Here is a 20860-nt window from a genome sequence, read left to right as displayed (position 1 = left end):
TTGAAACGTGCACTACGCACTCTGGCAGGCTGCAAATTGCATGATGACTTCATTGGTGAGTCCGATTGAGCGTCAAGTTATACGATTGCATCTCGATGAATATCAAAAGGATCCACCTTCGCTTGCTCTATCAACTCAATAAGCCTTTGAGTTGAGTTTTCTTCCGCAAATCTCTGCTCAGACGCATGTATAGGTATCATGTGCAATAGTCTGACTACACCATCATCAAATGAAGGCATTAACACTTTTGGAAGAAAATTTGCTGCTTCAATAATTACAAAGTATGAAGCTTTGGAGCCGACTTCTCTTAATTGTTCACATGGCATTGTGTGACCGTGATCAAAATGAGTTCCGAAATACCATGGGTAAGTAGCCTGTCCTGACAAGTACCGCGCTAACGGTTCAAAATCTGAGATGGGGCGGCAGGCTATAGCTAATTCGATACGTCTGAAATCTTGAACATTTTCATGCTTCATTCCAAATTCTGGCATTGGTAATTGCGACATACCTACTGTGGAAATAAACTCTATTTCCGATGATTTGCTGTAGTGAATTCCAAGCGGAGGCCACTTGCCTGCATCAGCTGCAAAGTACCTTGCATCACCACTATGCAAATTTTTGTAGAAGGAAACCAAGCTTTCCTGTCGTAATATCCATTTTGATTCCGACCAAGAATCCAGGAAATTGCGTTCATCCAGAAAACGCTGAATTTGAATATTGTCTTCGTTTAAGGGCCATGCCACTTCTGATTCTCTATTTGTTCCTATTGAATACCCATGAAACCCATTGAACCCTGACCATTCTGGAAGAATGGCAATAATTACGCCTTTAAAATAAACAGCGATTGAATTTTGATCCAATCCCCATTGAAGCTCCCAGTTTTCTTTGTTTTTGAAATCACTGATATAGCCACTTTCGAGACAATATTCCTTTGGCAAATATGGCTGAATACCCTTATCAAAATCAGCTTTGATATTTGATTTTCCGAATATTCGTTTTTTTGTATTGGCTATCCATAAAGCTTTTAAATCCAAATTCTCATCGTGAGGACGGCTATACAAATATACAGAATCATTCTCATACTCAAGTATTGCGGTTCGACACTCGCTCCAGTTTTGCAATTCTACCAGGGTCATTTTTACCTCGTATAAAGCTGAGGTGCCGGGAGCGCCGCCACCAGAAAATAAATAGATACAAAAGCGGTCATCCGCGATCCGCAGCCGTCCAAGCTGTTAATCAGTATAGTTTACATACTCACTCAGGTAATTCATAAATCTCTATCACGCCAGCCTGCTGAAGTTTCACAACATCTGCTAGAGAGGCGGGAGTCAACGCATCCATTGAATAGCTGTAGATCATTCGATAGTCTTGCTCTTCATCCCCCTCCCTTCGGAAAATTCGAAGATCCACTTCAACTTTGTGCGGCCATGTCTCAAACTGTGACATTGAAAATCCTTTTCATGATGTTTAAGGTTTTAGCTAAGTGGCGGCCCGCGGATGTCCAGCGGAGGCCGCAGGCCGTAGCGGCCTTGACCGCAATGTTAAACGAAATTGACGGCATGGCTTGAGTACCCCCATACCTTTAGCCGGTAGGGTGCGTTGTAACGCACCCTACCGGGCTAATCATTGATGAGATCTAACACCAAGCTGGTGACACATAAGGTTTGACATAAGCGGCGGTGCGCGGCAGCGCAGCATCCCGCTTGATGAATGGCTTAGGCGTTTTTAACATTGCAATCCAGATTCTTTGCTTCGTCTATAAGACAGTATGGCGATAAATAAACATGCTGCGCCAAAAAGTAGTAAAAACCAATCCGGCTGGCCGGTTTTAATGGTTTGGAAAATACCAAAACCACCAAATAATGCAGAAAATAGAAACCACATAATAACGCCACTTGCCATTTTTTTAGGCGTTCCTATACCGTAAATTTTTTTACCTCGTTGGTTCATTTCATGAACATCGGCAGCCTCTTTTTCACATTTATCTGAGCAAGTGATGAACACCCCTGCGTCTTTAGCGCAGCTACGACATACGGCTTTTCCACACGACTTGCAAATCCCTATAGCCGGCGAACCTGTATGAGTGAAACATTCCATGAATTTAATTCCTAGCGAAAAAGTGGTGTGTGTCGCGAGTTGCAGCTAACACGAATAACAAATATTATCACGGGATCACTATAGCCTGACATGCTATGCCAGCCATTAGGGCGTGTTGCAACGCACCGTTTTGCAAGCGAAGATAGGTATTTCAGAATGGTGCGCTTTAAGGTACTCAGCGCACCCCGCCAGGCTGAAAAAAACCAAGAATCTCACCACAGAGACACAGAGGTGACACAGAGATGGCACAGAGCTTATTGAAGGATGATCTATTGTTGGATTTTTTGAGAGAAAACGGTGCGCATGGCGCACTCTACAAAGATAAATGGCAAGTAGCCAGCAGGGTGCGTTGTAACGCACCGTTTTACAAATGAAGACAGGTATTTCAGAGTGGCGCACTGGAACGCACTCTAGAGGGCTGTTGCAGTTTACTACATACATAAATTTGGATGTTCAGAAAAATCACGGCGCAAGGCTGACTTATTTTCTGCTTTCATCAACACGATGGATGGGTTTGGCAAAAATACTGAAAACACCTTGAAACGCTAACGGCGCACTGTATTGGATTACCTGGCCTGCAACAAGCATCAACTGTAAATCTATACCAATCATAAAATGGTAGCTGATGTATGAACCGTAGATACTGGCTGCCAGTGCAATGCCAAACATAAGCTTGTATGTTTTTTCATTCTTGAGCAAGAGTAGAAATAGCAAGCTGGCTAAAAATAACAAGTGGACCTGCACGAGTTCAGGGTGTAGCAGCATGCGCCCAAATGCAGTTTTTTCAGAGAAAGACCAATGCACACCTATTAGCTGCCCGTTTGTCAGGAGCAGGATGTTTGCCGTGCAAAATAATAGAATAAAAACAGTGACTTTGTAATTGTTTTTCATGAAGAAAATTTATCTTGAAAGATAGCCATACTTATCGAATTCACTGCATGATTTCTGTGATTTTTATTGGTATGCGGAATGTAACCTACCGTTTTGCAAATGAGGACAGGCATTTCAGCGTGCTGCGTTGGAACGTACTCTACGCACGCTACCGGACCGACTTTGAAAATGGGGGGAGTGAATAAACAAGATCGCCAATTATTCAAGTCACCACCTCTGCCGGGTGCTGGTACATAGGCGCGATCTCATGATGCCCTATCGATTGCATCAGTTGCCTGCGTTCTATCACCCGCCCCAGTGTCAATGATAGTGAACCTGCGCTGAACAGCGTCAGTACTTCCAGTTCAAGTTCCTGATCTGTTTTGCCGTATTCGACACCCAGCATGCTGCCATGATAGGGATGCATGATACGGGCAGCGGCCACGACTTGCTCGCCTTCGTAGATATCAATATGAATGACAGGTGCTGGCTCATAAGCAATGCTGCTGGAAACCAGTTTTACGGGTGTCGCATTAAGGCAATGGAATATTTCAGCCATGTAGTTCTTTTTTCGTATTCAATAATTGCAATGTGAATGCATCTGTTTTTGTGATTCTGGCGTGAGACGTGTTTATTTTTCATCTCCATCAGTACGATGGCCAGGATGGGTAAACATCTTATTTACACCAGGCCATCCGTAGGGTGCATACAGGTGAATAATGCAGACAGCACCGTAAGCAAGCATGAAGCCAAATAGTATGCCGTTCGTGATTACCAGCAAGGCCCCATAAATACAGCCAGCCAGTGCCAGGACGTACGCGAAGCGGTAGGTCCGCTCGTTTTTCAGCCAGAGCAGGAACAGCAGTATCAATGACACTGAAATGGATGCTGTTGCAAGCGCTGGATGTTGATGAAGTTTATTCAAATGGTGTTCATCCAGGTTGAACCAGTGCACATCCATCATCTGCCCCAGGCTTAATGCCAGGGTAGCTACCGTGTGGACTGACAAAAATATAAGTGCCTTGCTGCGGGCGTTTTCCATGTGGATTTTTTCTGTATGGCCGATGTTCAAAGCGGAGACTTGCTGAATTATTCTACGCGTTTTACAGTTGAAAATAGAAAAGACAGCCTGCCACCCGGGGATATGGAGATGTTCATTGTGCTTCTGCGTGCATCCCATTCTGTTTTTATTTCCATGTCGTAGATACGGCAATTGCTGGCGTCATCAACATCATAATTCATATCTACGCCTGCCACTGTCGAGAAAATAAAAATGGCCGGATCTTTTCCCGGATACTCAGGCATGCCAAGAAAATTGGTATTGATGTCATCTATCTCCAGCGTCAATGTCTTGTCAGCAGGATTTGCGCTTGCATGAAACCTGGCATCATGCAGCCCGCCAAGGGTGAGAAAAAACGCCACTGGATCTGGTATGTCAGTATGCATGATGAATATCTTTTGCAATTGCCTGTGGATCTGCTCATCGCGGGTAAGCACAAACATGGCACCGGCACCAGCCCACAATACATGCAAAGGCTGGAATTTCTCGACTTGCGACCAGAAAACCCGTGCTTGTTCACTTTGCTCATCAGGCACTGAAAATCCAAAATGATTCACCGATACCGCATGCTGCTCACGTGGTGGCTCAGTCTCATACACATACCATTCATCAAAACCAGGCGTCGGCAAATCAGCTATGTCTTGTACGGGCGGGCTGACAGCCAGCGTATCGTGCACTACCCAGCCTCTTGCCATTTCTGCCTGATCAGGCTGATAAGGGCCGCTATCACAAGCGGCAATTGCTACATGCCGCCCCAAAACCAGCTCAGGGCAACTCTGGATGAGTGTTGTCAGCGAGGGATCGAAGGTATCTGTCCATACAATGATGTGATAGCCGTGAAGGTAATGTGTTTGTATCTGCATCTGGGTATTAGGGTTATTGCATGGTGAGTGCCGGGTTCATTTTCCATCTTCATCAGCACGATGGATGGGTTTGGAAAAAATACCCAGGCCGTTTGGAAAAGTCAGTGGAGCACTGTAAGCTGCCACTCTGCCTGCGCCAAACAGCAATAAGAAATCCACACCTGTGCCATAGACGAAAGTGGAATATAAACCATAGACGCAGGCTGTCACGGCCATGCCAAACATGAGTTTCCAGGTTTTCTCGCGCTGGAACCAAAGCAAGAGTAAAAGGCTGCTGGAAAAGACCAGTTGCATTGCTGCCACGTTTGGGTGGGCCAGCAAACGTCCAAAGCCGGTTTTTTCAGCGAAGTGCCAATCCAGGTTTAACAGCTGGACTCCTTCAATAATGAGGATGCATGCAATATGGAGTCGCAAGAAAACCACTGCATCTTTATAAATTTTTCTCATGACTCGTTTTCCTCGGGTGATCGCCATGTCAGCGAAATGCGATGCTGATTACTGTAAGAAATCAGCAGGGATGGTTCTTCCTTGATGAGGCTGCAGCCAGTAGGGTGCGTTGCAACGCGCCGTTTTGCAAGTGAGAATTGGCATTGCAGAGTGGTGCGTTATAACGCACCCTACCGGGCTGTTTGCGAAATGTACTTGGCAAGCCATTGTATCAAAGGTAGTGACTTGCAACGCACCTACCAGGCTTATCCAAACGCTGGTTTCGTAGGAGCGGCTTTAGGCGCGAATGTCTTGCCGTGTCCACCAATTCGCGGCTAAAGCCGCTCCTACAAATGCTGAATCAAAATGGAGAGTGGTGCGTTGGAAACACCCTACCAGCCCGACAGGCAACTGCAGAGCAGCCCTGAGCTTGGCAAAGCATGCCGACTAACACCGCTTGACACAATATCCACCATATTGGATAATAAATCCAATATGAAAGAAATCACATCTACCCACCAGCAGCCAGATATCAACCAGCGTCTCGCCAACAGGATTACTTCCCTGCGTGCAGAGCGTGGTTTGTCGCTGGATGCATTGGCCAGGAAATGCGATGTCAGTCGTTCCATGATTTCACTGATAGAGCGCTGTGAGACCAGCCCCACAGCCGTGGTGCTGGACAAACTGGCATTTGGCCTGGGTGTCACGCTGGCGTCCTTGTTTGAGGAACCGCGCGCTGATGCCAGTCCCCTGGTGCGGCGGGCAGAGCAGTTGCAGTGGACCGATCCGCAGTCTGGTTATACGCGGCGTAATATTTCGCCGCCACATTTTCGCTCGGCGTTGCAGATAGTCCAGATTGATTTTCCAGCAGGGGCCATAGTGAGCTATGCGGCGGGATTGCGCGAGCCTGGCATTCACCAGCAAGTCTGGGTACTGGAGGGCTGCATGGAAATTATTATTGATGACAAGCGCCATGTCTTGCAAGCGGGCGATTGTCTGGCCATGCAAGAAAATCAGCGCATTATTTTTCAGAACACCAGCAAGCGTCTTGCGCGCTATGTCGTGGTTATCAATACCGGATCACTCACTACCTGAAGGTGCAGCATGCAAATTTCTTTTGAATCACCCAGCCAGGCTGATGCCATTGCTTTGATCACCGAGCTTGATGCCTACCAAAGCGCGCTCTATCCGCCAGAAAGCCATCATGCGCTGGATCTGGCTTCGGTCGATGAGCAGGGGCTGCTGTTTGTCATAGCGCGGGACGAGGCCGGGCAGGCCGTTGCCTGTGGTGCCGTGGTCCTGTCCGCCGCATACGGCGAACTCAAACGCATGTATGTGCGCCCCCAGTATCGTGGTCGTGGACTGGCGAAAAAAATATTGCAAACGCTGGAGGCGGCCGCCATGGCATCGGGATGCATGGAGCTGAAGCTGGAAAGCGGCCCTTACCAGCCAGAAGCACTGGCCCTGTATGCGCGTTGCGGCTATGCACTTTGTGAGCGTTTCGGTGGATATGCCGATGATCCTCTCAGCGTGTTCATGCAGAAAAAACTCACTGCACCTCAGGATAGAGATTTGGAAATTTGACTTATTGATGTAAACTATTGATGTCAACATTTGCACAAATATGGTTAAACTTGGCGGTGCTAGATTTCATGCAAATTGTCTACAAGGAGAAACACCATGCAGCATCTTCCCGAATTGCTTGGGATAGCCACAGCGATGATCATAGGGGCAGTTAGCCCGGGGCCCAGTTTTGTGATGGTTGCTCGTACCGCAGCAAGCGTGGGGCGATTCAATGGCCTGTTGGCTGCACTGGGGATGGGTTTGGGAGGCATGGTTTTTTCGCTGGCATCTTTACTCGGACTACATGGTCTGTTGCTTGCGGTACCTTCCTTATACCTGCTGTTAAAAGTCGGTGGCGGTGTCTATCTGGTGTATCTTGGGATCAACATTTGGCGCGGGGCTCGTACTACGCTCACCGCTGAAATCCAGGAAAATGCACTCGCCCCCATGTCATCCCGTTTCCTGCTCCTGGGCCTGAGTACGCAACTGAGTAATCCCAAAACAGCGATCGTTTCTGCCAGCGTATTTGCCGCTTTCTTACCTGCAGATGCATCTTTGCTTTTCAAGATGATCATCGTGGTCACGGTTTTTATGATAGAGGCAGGCTGGTACACGCTGGTAGCGCTGGTTCTGTCATCGACAGGCCCCAGAAATGTGTATCTGCGCACCAAGGCATGGATAGACCGGGCCGCTGGTGGCGTCATGGCCGCCCTTGGTCTCAAGCTGGTGACTTCCTACGATAGCGTTTGAGTGCCAGCGATATAGGCTAAGGCCAGATTCGCTATTTCACATCACTCCACCAGTTCATGCATCTATTTGACGGTGGCAGTGAGCTTGCTTCTGTCGCCCCATTTTGCAATGAGGGCGGCGAAGGTGGCCACACTGCTGGTCACGCCCCGGCCATTTGGCACGATATCGGTAATTTCTTTGCCGACTGCGACGCAACCTTGCACCTGGAAAGGCCAGTTGGCATTATGGATTTCACACAGGCTGCGACCTTGCTTGCCAGCCGGTATCATCGCTGGCGTGCCATAGATACCCAACTGGGGATTATGGAAGACGACAGTATGGCCATGGGCAGGTGAGTCGTAAGGCAGGAGTTGATATTCGCCCACAGGGATGCAGGATTTGTTTGCCGTATTATTGTTCCATGGTTGTTCGCAGGTGAAACAAAAAGACTTGCCATCAATGAAGAGTTCGCCAAAAGTGCCATTTGGCCCCGACAGTACTGCGTTACGTGCAATGAGTATGTGCATCTTTGTCTCCCTGAAATAGTTGATGTATCAAATGTACGTTGAACCTGCTACGTTGAATCATGTTGGATAACAATCTGAGGACATGCTGGTACAGCTTATCATGATGTTGTAAATTTGTACATTTCCATTGCCGCCGAGAGAGCAAATGAATGACATACTGGCTTAAAATTCTTCTTCCTATCATCGGTACTTAAGGCGTGAACCACAAAACTGTCGCACCTGCGCAGGCAGGTGCCCAGTGGCGTTTGCTGCCAACGACGGCATGAGGCCAACACTTAAGTAGCAGGCATTCATTACACTGCGTTTGAGCATGCAAAGTGATGCCTTATAAAGCACTCTATACGTTGCCTGTTGGCCGCAACCACAGCTTGCGAAAATCCATCCAGCCGCAGCGGGCCAGGGTGACGCCGCCGAGTTGTGGGCCATAGTCTATGTCGTGGCGGGTGTGGCGCATGGGCAGTATCCAGGCTTGTTCTACGATGCGGGCGAAGCAGGCTTCGATGAGCGGCGATGGCAGCTCAGCAGGTGGGCAATGAGATTTCGACCAAGACAAGCGCGAAACATGGTCGGGCGTGCCGTAGGAGTCCGCTGACCCGCCTCCACACTGCAACCACAGCATCCTGTGGCGGATCATACAGGCAGCGGGTGCGCAGCTTCGGGTCTACGCAGGCAGACAGCGCCGTCTGGCCACTCAATAGCGAAGCGGTTTTGCAGCAGCTTGATCGCTTCGCGCGTGGCGGCTGTTTCATTTCACAGCTTAGCTTATCAAGCTAACTTTAATTCGCTAGTTCTGCGGAAAATAGAGCTACTTTGCCATGTTGTCGTACGTTGACCTTTGTAAAATATCGGGTCAAGGCAGATTCGAGATCAGACAAAGTATCGTCGTGATTTCCAAAAATCCCCTTTTTGTTATAGAGCCTCATTAACCTGCGCCCCAGCCAATTATGGGCGACGTGATCCCCCAGGATGGTGGCGCCGTAGAGTGTGCCGCCCACAGTCAAATGCTGATGCAATAACTCAAAAGCCTGTGCGGCTTTTTCCCTTATATTCCCGGGAAGGCAATGCAGTAAGTAGAAAAGTGAAATGGAATCGAACTTTTGATTTCCCAATGCGCCATTCGGATTGAGAATATCTTCCTGTATCAACAGCGGCAGCAAATGTGCAATCGGAGCAGATGCGGCTGCAAGACTATTGCGATTCAAGTCTAGCAATGCAATTTTTTGTTTCGCCGAAAATGAACTATGTGCGAGATAGTAGCCAGTACCAACCCCGACATCGAGGTGGTTTGCACTTAGGTGCTGTTGGAAAAAAGGAAGAAGAACAGAGCGGGTTGGGCATTGCCATGCGTAGCGATTAGAAAATCCAAGAACCCAAAGATCGTATGCTTTTAGGACTAGCGGCGAGTAAACAGCTGCACCGTCCCGAGTGCCTTGATTGACTTTGTGTTGCATGCATTGAGCCTTTGAAATTGAACTGTAATAGTTCTGATTGTGGACGATGCCTATCACCAAATAAGAAAGGTGATGGCTGTTGGATTGAGGCCTTATACCACTTTTTTTCGTGCAGCGATATGCTCTTTCCACTAGTACGTATATCAAGCGCAATGCTTGACAGCTTAATATAAGAAGCAAGCAACTTTGAAGATGACATTGTAAGGCTTTACTGGCGGATGAATGCGAGCGAAGATGTTACGACATCCTCCGACGAGAGAATGCGTCGGTGCCCTAATCCAGACACCGCCTCTAATTGCGCTCCAGGCCATGCTCCGGCGATGGATTGTCCCATTTGGAAGGGAATCTCGCGGTCGTCCTTGCAGTGAATCACCAGTCCGCTCTGCTTCACCAGGGGAGCGACATGCGTGCCGCTAACTGCTTCCCATGTGACGCCAAACTGTTTTTCGATACGAGATTGCAATGAAAGTCGCTGATCTTCGTTCAGCATCAACTGACGCGTCATTGTGCGTGAATGCGAAATCAGATCAGCATTGGGTGCAATCAAGACTGCTCTACGTGTTTTTACTCCTTGGCTCATTGCATATAAGGTTGTGCCACCGCCCAAGGAATGTCCAACTATGGCATCGACGCTTCCTGCGTGTTGAACGAGGCTATCCAAGGCATTGTAGAAATGCAGTACCGACGCCATCTTACCGCCACTTGCGCCATGACCTGGCGCATCAATTCCAATGACCTCGTAACCCTCATCAATAAAACGGGGTATGAAGCGATGGAATTGCGTCGCTCGCCCACTCCAGCCATGCATGACTGCAATTCGCCCAAGCCGCGGCTTTCCCCAGCGGTAGGCTTGCATCGCTTGACCGTTCCACGCCGGGTCAGGGAGGCCATGTGTCGTCAGTGTGAATTTTTCAGCTTTATCCATCCATTCCTGTTCGATTTTGGGCCATGGATAGCGCTTGGCATGAAGGAACTGTTTCGAGAGCCATGCTTCAGCAAGGTGAGGGGCGATTCGATAGCCGAGCGCCAACGACGTTCGTATAACGCCCAAAACCAATTTCTGAGTGCTTCCCGTTTGAATGAGGCGAGTATTCGTTGCAAAATTTGATTTGTCGGACATAGTAAGCTTGAAGTGTTTTTCGGGCATAGATGCGTATTTTGGCGTGGAAAATTAATCAATCCTGCCTGGATCAGTATTTGCCGCTTTCCTTTAGTTGTTGACGCTAACAAAGAGAACGACCGATCTATGATGCATAGTATGGCGTCATATAGCGGTCGTGTGAACGGTGCAGCGTGTCACAACACTCAAGACATTTTTTCTTCAATGCACAAGCGTGCGTATTTGCGCATGCCGTTCGTAAAGTCGATCAAGTATGGCGTTGACTGTTTTCTTTTACGCTTACTTTATCAGCGTGCAAAAGGAGTGCATCTGCTAGCGCTCTGACTCGCGGCGGAACATGACGATGGCTGGAATACACCAGCGCAATAGGTTGCGGCGCTGCACGAAAACGCTTGAGGATTTCGACCAGGCGCCCTTGTGTAACTTCATTTTCCACCATATAAGATGGCAATTGCACGATACCCACGCCTGCTACGGCGGCCTGAATTAATGCTTCACCATCTCCCAGGCGCACATCGCTCTCGGGCAAAAGAACAAGTTCGTGTTTCTCAACGAGAAATTGCCAGGGGCGATCACGCCCACTGGTAGGTGACCGGAACAACAGGCAGGTATGCTCGGCAAGTTCTTCCGGCGACCTTGGTTTTCCGTGTCGGGAAATGTAGTCAGGGCTGGCGTAAATCCTGACAAATTGTTCATCGAAATTGCGTGCGATCAAACCAGAATCTGTCAGCACGCCTATTCTAACGGCTGCATCTAATCCTTCTTTGACAATGTCGACCATGTGGTCGGAAAAGCGCGCGTCGATCTTTAGCGCTGGATGAAGGATTTTCAACTGCATCAATATGGGAAGAACGACCTGTCGGCCATAGAAGATGGGCATATCAATGCGTAACGTGCCACGTAAGCCTTCCCTTGCCTCAATGGCGGCAGTATGAAGGGATTCCATATCTTCCAGGATGCGCTTGCAACGCAGATAAATGTCCTCTCCATCTTGCGAAAGCCTGACTTGCCGCGTCGTGCGGTGGAATAAACGCATACCTAACTGCGTTTCTAGACGCGCGACATTCTTGGCGACAGCTGAAGGTGATAGGCCAAGCTCGCGTGCTGCGCTCGCAAAGCTGCTGTGACGTGCAGCCGATGCAAATGAAATCACAAGATCGATACTGGGCATGGGTCTTCCATTCATTAGAGATATATAGTCTTTAATATTATGACATGTGATGCCGTTTACTCGTCAATTACTTGGCGCCATACTATCTTTCACCGCATGAGGTCGCAGCATGAGGTCGCAACATCAAAGCGCGATTACCGATCGCTACATCACCAAATTAAATGAAATGAATGTTATGGACATGTCCAAGAGTTTTACCCCGTCTTACGTGTTTCGGAAAGAGGAGAATCAGGTTCACAGTATGCAAGGCAATCACATAGCCGGCGTAGCCACGTCAGCGACGGGTGCGCAGCAGGTCGAAATGTGGTGCGGTCGAATGGATGCCAATTCGGCCTCACCGCCGCACTGCCACGACACCGAGGAAATTGTGTTGTTCCTCAAAGGCAGCGGCAGAGCTACCGTGGCTGGACGGGAGGTGCGCTACCAATCCGGCGATACATTGATCTTGCCACGCAATCAGATACACCAGATTTTCTCCGATACGGAAAGCGAATTTGTTTCCGCCATGCCGATTACCAGTACAGTGACACTACCGGATGGCGTGGTGATTGATTTGCCATGGCGTAGCTAGAACGACGGGTGAAATTCACCTGGCTTAACATGTGATCTTATCGGGATTATTCTTTGAAATAATTTGAAACCGATTACAAAATATGCCGTGAGTCACGAAGCCACGCACACGGCTGGCGGGCGTGACTACGGCAAAGGAGAGCTGTTCTATTGGGAGCTGGTCAGTGGATCAAACTGATAGGGCAATTCAGCTAGCAAACGAACACCATCTATATGCGCAGTCGGCACCAAAAGGCGTCCGATTTTTTTGTAGATCATTTGTCGCATCACCGACACTTTTCAATTTTGAAATAATCCTATCATCTGAAACTAAAGTTCGATTGGCAAGCAAATCAGTCAAGATAGTGCTCGCAGTATCATGCACCATCAGTCTCACTGAATTTACGCCATTCAAGTCATTCGCGTCATTTAATGGCACTATGCCAGCATAATAGGTGGAGCTGATTGCTTGTTTGGATGGCACGCTCGATGAGATGTTATAACGCACTCCACACATTTTTTTTGAATGCCAATCAAGGCCGCAACCATAGCTTGCGAAAATCCATCCAGCCGCAGCGGGCCAGGGTGACGCCGCCGAGTTGTGGGCCATAGTCTATGCCGTGGCGGGTGTGGCGCATGGGCAGTATCCAGGCTTGTTCTACGATGCGGGCGAAGCAGGCTTCGATGAGCGGCGCACGGCGTGCGGTATCCGCTTCTGCCGCGATTTCTGTACTGGCTTGCACCAGCCAGGTACGCGCCGCTTTGTCCATCATCTGGTTAATCAGTGACTCTCCTGCCAGCCAGCTATACAGGCCAAATTCCATGTCATTGTCGAGCACGTCGCCGGCGATGACGACGTCGGCCCAGTGCCGCCAGTTGTAGGGGCCAAATTCCGGGAAGGGCAGGATGTGGATGCTGACATCTGCTCCGGCCTCACGCAGTCTGGCTGCCACGCAATGGGTCAGGGCGATGTGGCTGTCGAGTTCATAAGTCACGACATCGAGGTGGGCTGGCAGGGTGGGTGCTGCTGTTGTCGTCTGCTCAGGCAGGTGCTGCCATTGCGGCAGCATGCCCAAGGCCATGGGGCGGGTTTCTTTGGCGGCCAGTTCCTCCGCTGCAGGGCGCAGCCATGCGCCGACTGCCAGACGTGCGGCTGCGCTAGAAAATTCTGCGCGTGCCGGGTTCAGCATGACCAGGTCACAGCCTTGTTCCAGCGCCCGTATCTGCGACCAGCTATCGTCACGTGCAGGCACTTGATCAGGCGAGGCATGCGCGAGGTGCAGGTCCACTTCAGGCAGCGGGCTGCCATGCGGCACTACCCATAAGTCGATTTCATCAAGCAGGGCGCGTTCACGGAAATAGCCATCAAACGCTGCCAGCGTCGCCCGGTGTTCATTATTGCGCAGCAGCCGGAAAGGCCCGGCACCTATGGGTAACGCAGCAAAATCTGCGCGCCTGGCATCATCCACCGGCACGATGACGGCGGCATGGTGGGCCAGCAGATGCAGTAGCAGATGATCGGGCTTGTTGAGTTGCAGCTTCACGCTGCGCTCAGTGCCGCTGATGCTGGCGAGGTGGGCAAACATGGCGCGATAAGGGCCATCTGTATCGCGGGCGCGTTGCAAGGAATAGATCACGTCCTCTGCCCGCACAGGGCGGCCATCATGGAATTGCAGGCCGGGTCGCAAGATAAATTCCCAGTGGCTGCCATCGACACTGGCATCCCATCTGTGTGCCAGTGCCGGGATAATCTGCTCGCTGGCGCGGTCGTATTCTGTCAAGCCTGCGCAGAGTTGCATGATGATGTGCTGCTCGGTGCGACGGTTGATGTGGATAGGGTCCAGCGCATGCAGGGGGCGGTAGAAGGGCATGCGCAAGCTGCCGGCGCGGCCACCGCCCAGGTAACCAGGCAGCGATTGCTTCAGGCGTTCACGCCCGGCACTGGGCAAGCCATCGAAGGCGGCTTCCAGTTTGCCATCTGCCAGCAGGTGGTGCAGTCTTTGCAGGCGCAGGCTTTCATGGTCTTGAAGCAGGCTAAGTTGTGAGCGATGACCGCGGCCATTGCCTGGCTGCCAGTCTATCCAGCCTTGCTCTTGCATGCGCTTGAGCAAAAGGCGCGCATTGCGTTCGCTACAGCACAGGGCCGCAGCGATCTGGGCCAGGTCAGGCGCATGGGCGCTGGGGTACCAATTGGCCAGGCGCTGGAAGTGATCTAGCAGTCGCATCTTTAGATATGAATAAAGGAGGAAAGAAATATGAGATTCTATCCGTTTTTGTGTTTCCGCCTTTGATATACGCTAGTGGGCATCGCTTAACTCCGCTTTTACATTCTCCATGTCCACACCCTCGCTTTGGCAACACGCCAGCTTTCGCCGCCTGTATGCATCGACCATCAGTTTTTCGCTAGGCACGCAAATCTACCAGCTCGCCATGCCGCTGATACTCTATCAGTTGACACAATCAGCCGGGGTCATGACAGGCATGCGCGCAGTTGAATTGCTGCCCAACCTGCTGCTGGCAATGTTTATCGGCGTCTGGGTAGACCGCATAGACCGTGGCCGCTGGGCGCGCTTTGCCATCGTCGGCATCGTGGTGCTGACCGGCATGCAGGCGGTGTTGCTGGAGAATGGTGCGCGGGCTTTGTCTTTCTTCTTCATCACTGCCTTCCTGCTGATGACCCTGCATTACCTGTATGCGATCTGCCGCATGGGTATGTTGAAGGAAATGCTGCCAGAACAATTGCTGCTGCCCGCCACCGGGCATTTGACAGTGTTAAGCCAGGTGTTCAGCATACTCGGCCCGGCGCTGGCTGGTGCCGTGATTTCCATACGCATGGACCTGGGCCTGTGGTTGCCCATGCTGGCCATGCTGCTGGCCGCCTGGCTGCTCAGGGATTTGCAACTGCCAGTGCGCAAGCCGGATGCAGATGGCTTCTGGAATGAATGGCGCGATGGCTGGCGCGTGCTGATCGCCAACAAACCTCTGTGGCACATGGCCTGGCTGGTGGTCATCATCAATGGCAGCGCGGGCGTGGTGGATGTCCTGTTCTTGTTCCGTGCCCGTGACCAGTTGCAACTGGGCGCAGCCGAGGTCGGCCTCATGTATGGCGTGGCAGGCATAGGCGGCGTCATCGGCGGCTTGGTCGCCAGCCGTCTGCGCCAGCACTTTGGCCTGGGCCGTCTGCTGGCGCTGGAGCTGGGCGTCGAAGCCTGTTCCATGCTCTTGCTGGCCTGGGGCAGCAGCATCCCCTTGCTGCTGCTGGCGCTGGCCATCAACAGCTTTTGCACCGTCATCGGCAATGTCTGCATCTGGGGCTACCGCCAGGAAAGCACAGACAGCCGCTACATAGGCCGCATATCCGGCCTCACAGGCTCACTATTCAAACTGCTGATGCCGGTGAGCCTGGTATTGTCTGGTGCGCTGGTGGGGGATTTGCCGCTGGCCTGGATATTGAGTGCCTGTGCGCTCACGCATTTTTTGCTGGTGGTCGGGACGCGGGTGTCGGCGGTGTATGGGGTGGAGTAGGTGTATATGTAATCCATGCCCTTTAGGAGCGGTTTTAACCGCGAATTCATGACGCGGGCAGAGCAATAGAATGTAGGTACGATTAGTGCAACGTAATCGTACGCATGGTTGGCAGCAACTCTTAATACGCTTGATAATCACGAGAATTTTATGTGACTCCATCAAGCATGCATCTCACTCACGTCGAGATGAATAAGCGACAGCCACGGAACTTGCCGTAAGCTTTCGTTATTTACAGCACAGCATGCGTACGATTACGTTGCACTAATCGTACCTGCACGGGCTGCTGCGAGACTGACCGCGCACAAACAGGCGCGGTCCCCGGGCTATTGCAACTGATCTTACGGATTCGTCGCACTCCGTATGGCAATCGCTGTCACTGCCCAACCCAGCCAGCCATTCGCTTGCGTCACACTCCAGACCATGGATGAAGAACCCAGAGCGGTAGCCGGCGCATGTTGCGTACCAAATGTCAGTGTATTTGGATTGGCATAGCTGAGCGCACCCATTCCATAAGTGGGGACTATGCTTTGCGCATAATCACCGCCATACACACCAAACACCAGTGAATTTGCCTGCAGCGTGGTCTTGGTGGCGCTGGCTGATGTGCTGATATTGCTGGCAGTGACAGGGTTGCCATCAAATATCGTGGGGGCGAAATTTGATATTTCATAAGCTGCCATCACCACGCCTTGTGCTGCGCCGCCAGAGGCGTTGATGGTGAACGAAGTGCCGCCCGTTTTTGCAACTGCATAGTACCATCCAGCGCAGGAAGATTTGCAGGCATCGGTTTTATACCAGGTGTAGTTGCCTGCGTTCTTGTTATCCGTGACGGTGAAGTTATAGGTATTGCCCTGGTTGCTGGCCATGGCGACAAGGATCAGGTTGCCAGCCTTGACCGGGTTCGCAAAACTGATGGCTGCAGGTCTGGTATTGCCATCTGCATAGGCCGGCGCAGCCGTTTGCACGACGACAGCAGATGCCGGGGTCTGTACGGCACCAGGCAGACCCTTGATGGCAATGACCATTTCTGACCAGCCTGTCCACCCTTTAGGCTGGGACACTTTCCACGACATCGGGGTAGTGCCTGCTGTCGTTGCGGTGGCAATTTGTGTGCCGTAAGTCAGGGTATTGGCGTAAGCAGCATTGAATGCGCCTGCTGCATTGCCTGGGGTGATGACCTGGTCAGGGTCGCCGCCATACACGCTGAGTACCAGTGAATTGGCCGAGGTAGTCTGCTTGCTGGCACCTGCGGTGACACCAGTGCCATTGGCTGTGACCGGCTTGCCATCAAATATTGCAGGGTCAAAATTGCTGACTTCAATCGCCGACATAACCAGCGATTGCGCCGCGCCACCAGTTGCGGTGATGGTGAAACTGCTGCCCCCCTTTTGCGCGACCAGGTAGAACCAGCCTGAGCAGGTAGTCTGGCAGGCATCGGTCTGGTACCAGGTGTAGTTGCCTGCATTTTTGTTATCTGACAGCGTGAAGTTATATGTGTGGCCCTGGGTGGATGCCATCGAAACCAGGATCAGGTTGCCCGCCTTGACAGGGTTGGGGAAGCTGATCGTGACCGGGCGCACCGAGCCATCAGCAAACACCGGCGCTGCAGTCTGCACGATTTGTGGTGGGGTGATTGGCGCTGGTACCAGGCCAGTCACTGCATCTGAAGCAGCAGTAGCAGAACCTGCGCTGTTCTTTGCTGTTACTGCGCAAGTCAGTGCCTGCCCTACATCTGCCGGGGTGACGATATAGTTGGCGGCAGTGGCAGCAGCAATCTGGGTCGCGCCACGCTTCCAGCGATAGGCGTAACTTGTGGGTGCATTGCTCCAGGTGCCGGTTGAACAAGCCAGTGCACTGCCAACAAAGGGCGTGCCAGAAATAACAGGCACCAAAGTATTAACCGGGGCCTGTGCATTGGCACGGCTGGCACTGCAACTCGCCGTCGTGCCACCGTTGGAGCCAGTACAACTCCAGGTCCATGGGCCAGTGCCTTTCAATAAAGACGCGACGCCAGCGCTACACAAACCTGTCGTCGGCGCGCTAGTAAACGATGCGCCGTCAGCACTACCGCAAGCGCCATTGACGGGCACGGCAACAGCCGCCACCGTGACAGAATTGCTCATCACCGAGACTGCGCCCTTGGCATTGCTGGCAGTAACGCGCCATGCAATGACCTTGCCCGCATCCGTGCTGGCTGGCGTAAAGCTGTTGCCAGTGCTGCCTGCAACATCTGCGCCATTGACTATCAATTGATATTGATAGTTTGTCGGGCTATTGGTCCAGGTGCCTGTCGTTACGCTCAAACTGCTGCCGACCTGCGGCGTACCCTGAATAGTTGGTGCGACGCTTACGGCTGGCAAGCCGGTATCACTGGCCGCGCCGGACTGATAGGCCCCCACATCCATGGCCTGCGGGTTGCGGGCTTTGAGATCATAGTCGTTGGTCACCAGAGAGGTCACTGCTGTCGCTATCGAACCCGCACCACGTGCGGCGCTGTTGGTTTGCAAGTGGAAGTCTGCACCGGCCTGCACAAATAGGGGGTTGGCCATGATCGCGGTAGAATCCAGCCCAGGGCTGCCAGAGCCGTTGAACCACAGGTTGCGCGCAAACGTGCCCGCGCTGGCCTGCACGCCATTCGAGCCCGAGTTATACGGCGTGCCGGTGGCAACATAGAAGATATTGTTTTCAACATCCATCGCGCCCTTGGGCAAGTTCCAGTCATTCGTCAGGGCACCATAATTGCTGTTGCCAGCGGTGTTGGTGTTGTAGAAAGTGTTGTTATATATTTTTGCGCCAGCGATGTCGGTGGTGTTAAAACGCACCGCTGCGTACTGGATGTTATAGACAACGTTATTCCATACCCTGACATTGCCCGCCGTACCATCGGCCAGATTGATACCATGCTTGCGCACATCGTGGATCAGATTGTGATGCACATTGATATTGCCTATAGACGTGCCAGATGAGCTGTAACTCTGCACACCATTGCCACCAAAGATATTGCCCACCTCGTTATAGGCCACCTCGTAAGAGCCGGTGCCATCGAAATAAAAACCATGGTTCTGCAAGAAGCTGCTGCCGTCGTCCGGCCCGCAATACACATCATGCACATGGTTGCCGAGCACTACCACGCCATTACCGCTGCCTGTCACACCCGCGCCCTTGGCATTGACGTTGTGCACGGCGGTATAGGCAGTCAGCTCATTATTGACCACGCGCCAGTTGGCGCCCTTGTATTTATTGAGTTCATACCCCGCCTGCACGCTAATCATGCCGTCACCGCGGCCTGATTCTATTTTCAGATTGGTGATGGTGATACCGGCACCGCAGCCTATCTCCTGGCGCGCACTGTCGGCTGAGGTGATCACACCACCTGATGCATTATCTTTGCTGCTGTTCAGTGCCTGCGACAATTGCGTGGTTTCTGCCGGAAAGCCCATCAGCGTGATCGGGCCAGATTGCACGGCGCCTGTTGCCGGCGTGCCGGATTTGTTTTGCGCCCGCAAGAAATAATTATCACCGGCCTGGTGCACATCAGTCCAGACACCGCCGCGCATGATGATGAAATCACCCGGCAGGACGATGCCCCATACACCAGCCGTCGCTACAGGCTGCAAGCCACCTGCTATCGTGCAGCCGACATTGATGTCGTTGGAATTATTGCTGACCGCCAGTTGCACATGCCGGTAAGGGTGGTTGATGTCATCTGGCTGCCCGGTGCTGTCACTGCCATCCAGGCTGACAAAATAGATCTTGCCGGGGTTGACTTTAAAGCTCAGTTGATTCGCATCTGTCGCAACATTGCCGTTGATGACTACCTTGACAGGCAGGTCGCTGCCATTTGCTGCACCACCGAGTGCGCCTATCTGCGCCGTGATCTGCTGTATGTCTGCCCTGCCGCGTGAAGCGCCGATGGAACGGTAATTATCCACCTCAATATTATCCAGATACACCTTGGCATTGGTGCCTGCACCTGTCGTGCCAAAGTTCTGGCCAAAGACAGACAGATAAATACCCTTGTTATTTTCGCCCCCTGTTGTGGGGCCGGATGTGATGTCGGTATATAACTGCTGCGGCACGGTGCCGCCCGCACCAACTGCAGCACCTGTACCACCTGTACTACCAGAGGCAAAGATTGCCGTCACATATTGTGTATCAGCAGTTTTGGTGAAGCTGCAATCTGCCGTGCCGCTGCAACCCGTACTCGCAGCTGCCACACCCGGCCCGGCCCAACCGACAAAGCCACTGCCAGATGCATGCAGCGTGACGGTAGCATTGTTGGCAAAAAGCTGGCTGCAACTGCCGGCGTAGCCGACCACATCACTGGTACAGCTTACTGCGCCCGGGCTGCCCGTGGTAGTCGTCACCGTGCCAGCACCTGCGACGCTGACATTCAACAGCGAGTTTGGCGCAGCGGGTGATGCAATGGCACTCATCATCGCCTTCAAGCCTTTGGCTGTCGTCGCCCCGCCGCCTGTTGTACTGGAATTAAGTACAGAATTCGCCCCACCCAGCACGACAAAAGCGCTGGCTGCAGTCGCCACCACGGCGGCCACCAGCAGTGCCAGATATTTTTCTGTTTTCATTTTATTTTTACCTTTCTAAGGCGCAGTGCTGGGTTCAAACCCACACAGGCAAGATTGCTGGCGTAAGGTATCGTCTGACCAATCCGGCATTGAAATTACCGTATGAGGTAACCTTGGTGATGGGTGAAGATTGTATAATTTCACGAATCATGAAACTAATCAGTTTTGTATCCAGATGTAAGGGAATTTATGCATTCCTGCTTTCATCAAGCTCTGAACTCCGCCATGTGCCGTATCCGATAAGCGTTTTCAAGTTCACTAACAGTAACCAGTTACCAGTAGCACCCCAGTCCAGCAGTGTGGCGCTGGTAGCGTAGTGT

At 51.6% G+C, this 20860-nt stretch carries 20 protein-coding genes; 5 read left to right on the top strand and 15 right to left on the bottom strand.

Going from position 1 to position 20860, the window contains the following annotated elements:
- Positions 1–77: 77 nt before the first annotated feature.
- From ACO0LF_RS26860 to ACO0LF_RS26825, 8 genes are all read right to left on the bottom strand, one after another.
- Positions 78–1136, bottom strand: coding sequence for a suppressor of fused domain protein (locus tag ACO0LF_RS26860; RefSeq protein WP_423019676.1), 1059 nt, complete (start codon positions 1134–1136; stop codon positions 78–80).
- A 118-nt stretch (positions 1137–1254) separates the two neighbouring features.
- Complete coding sequence (locus ACO0LF_RS26855) at positions 1255–1446, bottom strand: hypothetical protein (RefSeq protein ID WP_423019674.1); 192 nt, start codon at positions 1444–1446, stop codon at positions 1255–1257.
- Positions 1447–1725: 279 nt separating this feature from the next.
- Complete coding sequence (locus ACO0LF_RS26850) at positions 1726–2097, bottom strand: hypothetical protein (protein ID WP_423019672.1); 372 nt, start codon at positions 2095–2097, stop codon at positions 1726–1728.
- A 480-nt stretch (positions 2098–2577) separates the two neighbouring features.
- Positions 2578–2988 (bottom strand): hypothetical protein, encoded by a 411-nt coding sequence (locus ACO0LF_RS26845; protein ID WP_423019670.1) that lies wholly within the window; start codon positions 2986–2988, stop codon positions 2578–2580.
- Between the two features lie 202 nt (positions 2989–3190).
- The gene (locus ACO0LF_RS26840; RefSeq protein WP_423019668.1) at positions 3191–3526 is read right to left on the bottom strand and encodes a hypothetical protein; all 336 of its coding nucleotides are present in this window, start codon (positions 3524–3526) and stop codon (positions 3191–3193) included.
- A 72-nt stretch (positions 3527–3598) separates the two neighbouring features.
- Positions 3599–4009, bottom strand: a complete 411-nt coding sequence (locus tag ACO0LF_RS26835; protein ID WP_423019667.1) for a hypothetical protein — start codon at positions 4007–4009, stop codon at positions 3599–3601.
- 47 nt (positions 4010–4056) lie between these two features.
- A complete protein-coding gene (locus tag ACO0LF_RS26830) occupies positions 4057–4890 on the bottom strand; it encodes a hypothetical protein (protein ID WP_423019665.1) in 834 nt (277 codons plus the stop codon).
- Between the two features lie 36 nt (positions 4891–4926).
- Positions 4927–5337: a hypothetical protein gene (locus ACO0LF_RS26825; protein ID WP_423019663.1), complete on the bottom strand. Its 411-nt coding sequence runs from the start codon at positions 5335–5337 to the stop codon at positions 4927–4929.
- Positions 5338–5811: 474 nt separating this feature from the next.
- On the opposite strand from ACO0LF_RS26825, the gene ACO0LF_RS26820 reads away from it, so the two are divergent.
- From ACO0LF_RS26820 to ACO0LF_RS26810, 3 genes are all read left to right on the top strand, one after another.
- Positions 5812–6411, top strand: coding sequence for a helix-turn-helix domain-containing protein (locus tag ACO0LF_RS26820; protein WP_423019661.1), 600 nt, complete (start codon positions 5812–5814; stop codon positions 6409–6411).
- 9 nt (positions 6412–6420) lie between these two features.
- The gene (locus ACO0LF_RS26815) at positions 6421–6900 is read left to right on the top strand and encodes a GNAT family N-acetyltransferase (protein WP_423019659.1); all 480 of its coding nucleotides are present in this window, start codon (positions 6421–6423) and stop codon (positions 6898–6900) included.
- Between the two features lie 96 nt (positions 6901–6996).
- The gene (locus ACO0LF_RS26810; RefSeq protein ID WP_423019657.1) at positions 6997–7629 is read left to right on the top strand and encodes a LysE family translocator; all 633 of its coding nucleotides are present in this window, start codon (positions 6997–6999) and stop codon (positions 7627–7629) included.
- A 62-nt stretch (positions 7630–7691) separates the two neighbouring features.
- Here the strand turns inward: ACO0LF_RS26810 and ACO0LF_RS26805 are convergent, their stop codons facing one another.
- The 5 genes from ACO0LF_RS26805 to ACO0LF_RS26785 all read right to left on the bottom strand — a co-directional run bounded on the left by ACO0LF_RS26805 (position 7692) and on the right by ACO0LF_RS26785 (position 11877).
- Positions 7692–8135 (bottom strand): DUF5675 family protein, encoded by a 444-nt coding sequence (locus tag ACO0LF_RS26805; RefSeq protein ID WP_423019655.1) that lies wholly within the window; start codon positions 8133–8135, stop codon positions 7692–7694.
- 337 nt (positions 8136–8472) lie between these two features.
- Positions 8473–8688 (bottom strand): hypothetical protein, encoded by a 216-nt coding sequence (locus ACO0LF_RS26800; RefSeq protein ID WP_423019653.1) that lies wholly within the window; start codon positions 8686–8688, stop codon positions 8473–8475.
- Positions 8689–8911: 223 nt separating this feature from the next.
- The gene (locus tag ACO0LF_RS26795) at positions 8912–9586 is read right to left on the bottom strand and encodes a methyltransferase (RefSeq protein ID WP_423019651.1); all 675 of its coding nucleotides are present in this window, start codon (positions 9584–9586) and stop codon (positions 8912–8914) included.
- 208 nt (positions 9587–9794) lie between these two features.
- A complete protein-coding gene (locus ACO0LF_RS26790; RefSeq protein ID WP_423019649.1) occupies positions 9795–10733 on the bottom strand; it encodes an alpha/beta hydrolase in 939 nt (312 codons plus the stop codon).
- Between the two features lie 220 nt (positions 10734–10953).
- Positions 10954–11877 (bottom strand): LysR family transcriptional regulator, encoded by a 924-nt coding sequence (locus ACO0LF_RS26785; protein ID WP_423019647.1) that lies wholly within the window; start codon positions 11875–11877, stop codon positions 10954–10956.
- Positions 11878–11986: 109 nt separating this feature from the next.
- Here ACO0LF_RS26785 and ACO0LF_RS26780 point away from each other — a divergent pair, with 109 nt between their 5' ends.
- Positions 11987–12448, top strand: coding sequence for a cupin domain-containing protein (locus tag ACO0LF_RS26780; RefSeq protein ID WP_423019645.1), 462 nt, complete (start codon positions 11987–11989; stop codon positions 12446–12448).
- A 511-nt stretch (positions 12449–12959) separates the two neighbouring features.
- Here the strand turns inward: ACO0LF_RS26780 and ACO0LF_RS26775 are convergent.
- Complete coding sequence (locus ACO0LF_RS26775; RefSeq protein ID WP_423019643.1) at positions 12960–14651, bottom strand: ABC transporter substrate-binding protein; 1692 nt, start codon at positions 14649–14651, stop codon at positions 12960–12962.
- 109 nt (positions 14652–14760) lie between these two features.
- On the opposite strand from ACO0LF_RS26775, the gene ACO0LF_RS26770 reads away from it, so the two are divergent.
- The gene (locus ACO0LF_RS26770; RefSeq protein WP_423019641.1) at positions 14761–15951 is read left to right on the top strand and encodes an MFS transporter; all 1191 of its coding nucleotides are present in this window, start codon (positions 14761–14763) and stop codon (positions 15949–15951) included.
- 341 nt (positions 15952–16292) lie between these two features.
- On the opposite strand, the gene ACO0LF_RS26765 is transcribed toward ACO0LF_RS26770, so the two are convergent.
- On the bottom strand, positions 16293–20540 hold the full coding sequence (locus ACO0LF_RS26765; RefSeq protein WP_423019639.1) for a hypothetical protein: 4248 nt from the start codon (positions 20538–20540) through the stop codon (positions 16293–16295).
- Between the last annotated feature and the right edge of the window lie 320 nt (positions 20541–20860).

Source organism: Undibacterium sp. Di27W (genome assembly GCF_049340345.1).
Taxonomy (GTDB): Bacteria; Pseudomonadota; Gammaproteobacteria; order Burkholderiales; family Burkholderiaceae_D; genus Undibacterium.
Note: the sequence above shows the minus strand (reverse complement) of the source record. Positions and strands in the feature narration are given on the sequence as shown.

What these genes read in the sequence shown, in the direction of transcription:
- ACO0LF_RS26825 (WP_423019663.1), bottom strand. Translation starts at nt 5,337, where the DNA reads ATGAGAAAAATTTATAAAGATGCAGTGGTTTTCTTGCGACTCCATATT.
- ACO0LF_RS26850 (WP_423019672.1), bottom strand. Translation starts at nt 2,097, where the DNA reads ATGGAATGTTTCACTCATACAGGTTCGCCGGCTATAGGGATTTGCAAG.
- ACO0LF_RS26840 (WP_423019668.1), bottom strand. Translation starts at nt 3,526, where the DNA reads ATGGCTGAAATATTCCATTGCCTTAATGCGACACCCGTAAAACTGGTT.
- ACO0LF_RS26790 (WP_423019649.1), bottom strand. Translation starts at nt 10,733, where the DNA reads ATGCCCGAAAAACACTTCAAGCTTACTATGTCCGACAAATCAAATTTT.
- ACO0LF_RS26830 (WP_423019665.1), bottom strand. Translation starts at nt 4,890, where the DNA reads ATGCAGATACAAACACATTACCTTCACGGCTATCACATCATTGTATGG.
- ACO0LF_RS26770 (WP_423019641.1), top strand. Translation starts at nt 14,761, where the DNA reads ATGTCCACACCCTCGCTTTGGCAACACGCCAGCTTTCGCCGCCTGTAT.
- ACO0LF_RS26820 (WP_423019661.1), top strand. Translation starts at nt 5,812, where the DNA reads ATGAAAGAAATCACATCTACCCACCAGCAGCCAGATATCAACCAGCGT.
- ACO0LF_RS26855 (WP_423019674.1), bottom strand. Translation starts at nt 1,446, where the DNA reads ATGTCACAGTTTGAGACATGGCCGCACAAAGTTGAAGTGGATCTTCGA.
- ACO0LF_RS26815 (WP_423019659.1), top strand. Translation starts at nt 6,421, where the DNA reads ATGCAAATTTCTTTTGAATCACCCAGCCAGGCTGATGCCATTGCTTTG.
- ACO0LF_RS26860 (WP_423019676.1), bottom strand. Translation starts at nt 1,136, where the DNA reads ATGACCCTGGTAGAATTGCAAAACTGGAGCGAGTGTCGAACCGCAATA.
- ACO0LF_RS26795 (WP_423019651.1), bottom strand. Translation starts at nt 9,586, where the DNA reads ATGCAACACAAAGTCAATCAAGGCACTCGGGACGGTGCAGCTGTTTAC.
- ACO0LF_RS26780 (WP_423019645.1), top strand. Translation starts at nt 11,987, where the DNA reads ATGAGGTCGCAACATCAAAGCGCGATTACCGATCGCTACATCACCAAA.
- ACO0LF_RS26765 (WP_423019639.1), bottom strand. Translation starts at nt 20,540, where the DNA reads ATGAAAACAGAAAAATATCTGGCACTGCTGGTGGCCGCCGTGGTGGCG.
- ACO0LF_RS26810 (WP_423019657.1), top strand. Translation starts at nt 6,997, where the DNA reads ATGCAGCATCTTCCCGAATTGCTTGGGATAGCCACAGCGATGATCATA.
- ACO0LF_RS26835 (WP_423019667.1), bottom strand. Translation starts at nt 4,009, where the DNA reads ATGGAAAACGCCCGCAGCAAGGCACTTATATTTTTGTCAGTCCACACG.
- ACO0LF_RS26775 (WP_423019643.1), bottom strand. Translation starts at nt 14,651, where the DNA reads ATGCGACTGCTAGATCACTTCCAGCGCCTGGCCAATTGGTACCCCAGC.
- ACO0LF_RS26785 (WP_423019647.1), bottom strand. Translation starts at nt 11,877, where the DNA reads ATGCCCAGTATCGATCTTGTGATTTCATTTGCATCGGCTGCACGTCAC.
- ACO0LF_RS26845 (WP_423019670.1), bottom strand. Translation starts at nt 2,988, where the DNA reads ATGAAAAACAATTACAAAGTCACTGTTTTTATTCTATTATTTTGCACG.
- ACO0LF_RS26805 (WP_423019655.1), bottom strand. Translation starts at nt 8,135, where the DNA reads ATGCACATACTCATTGCACGTAACGCAGTACTGTCGGGGCCAAATGGC.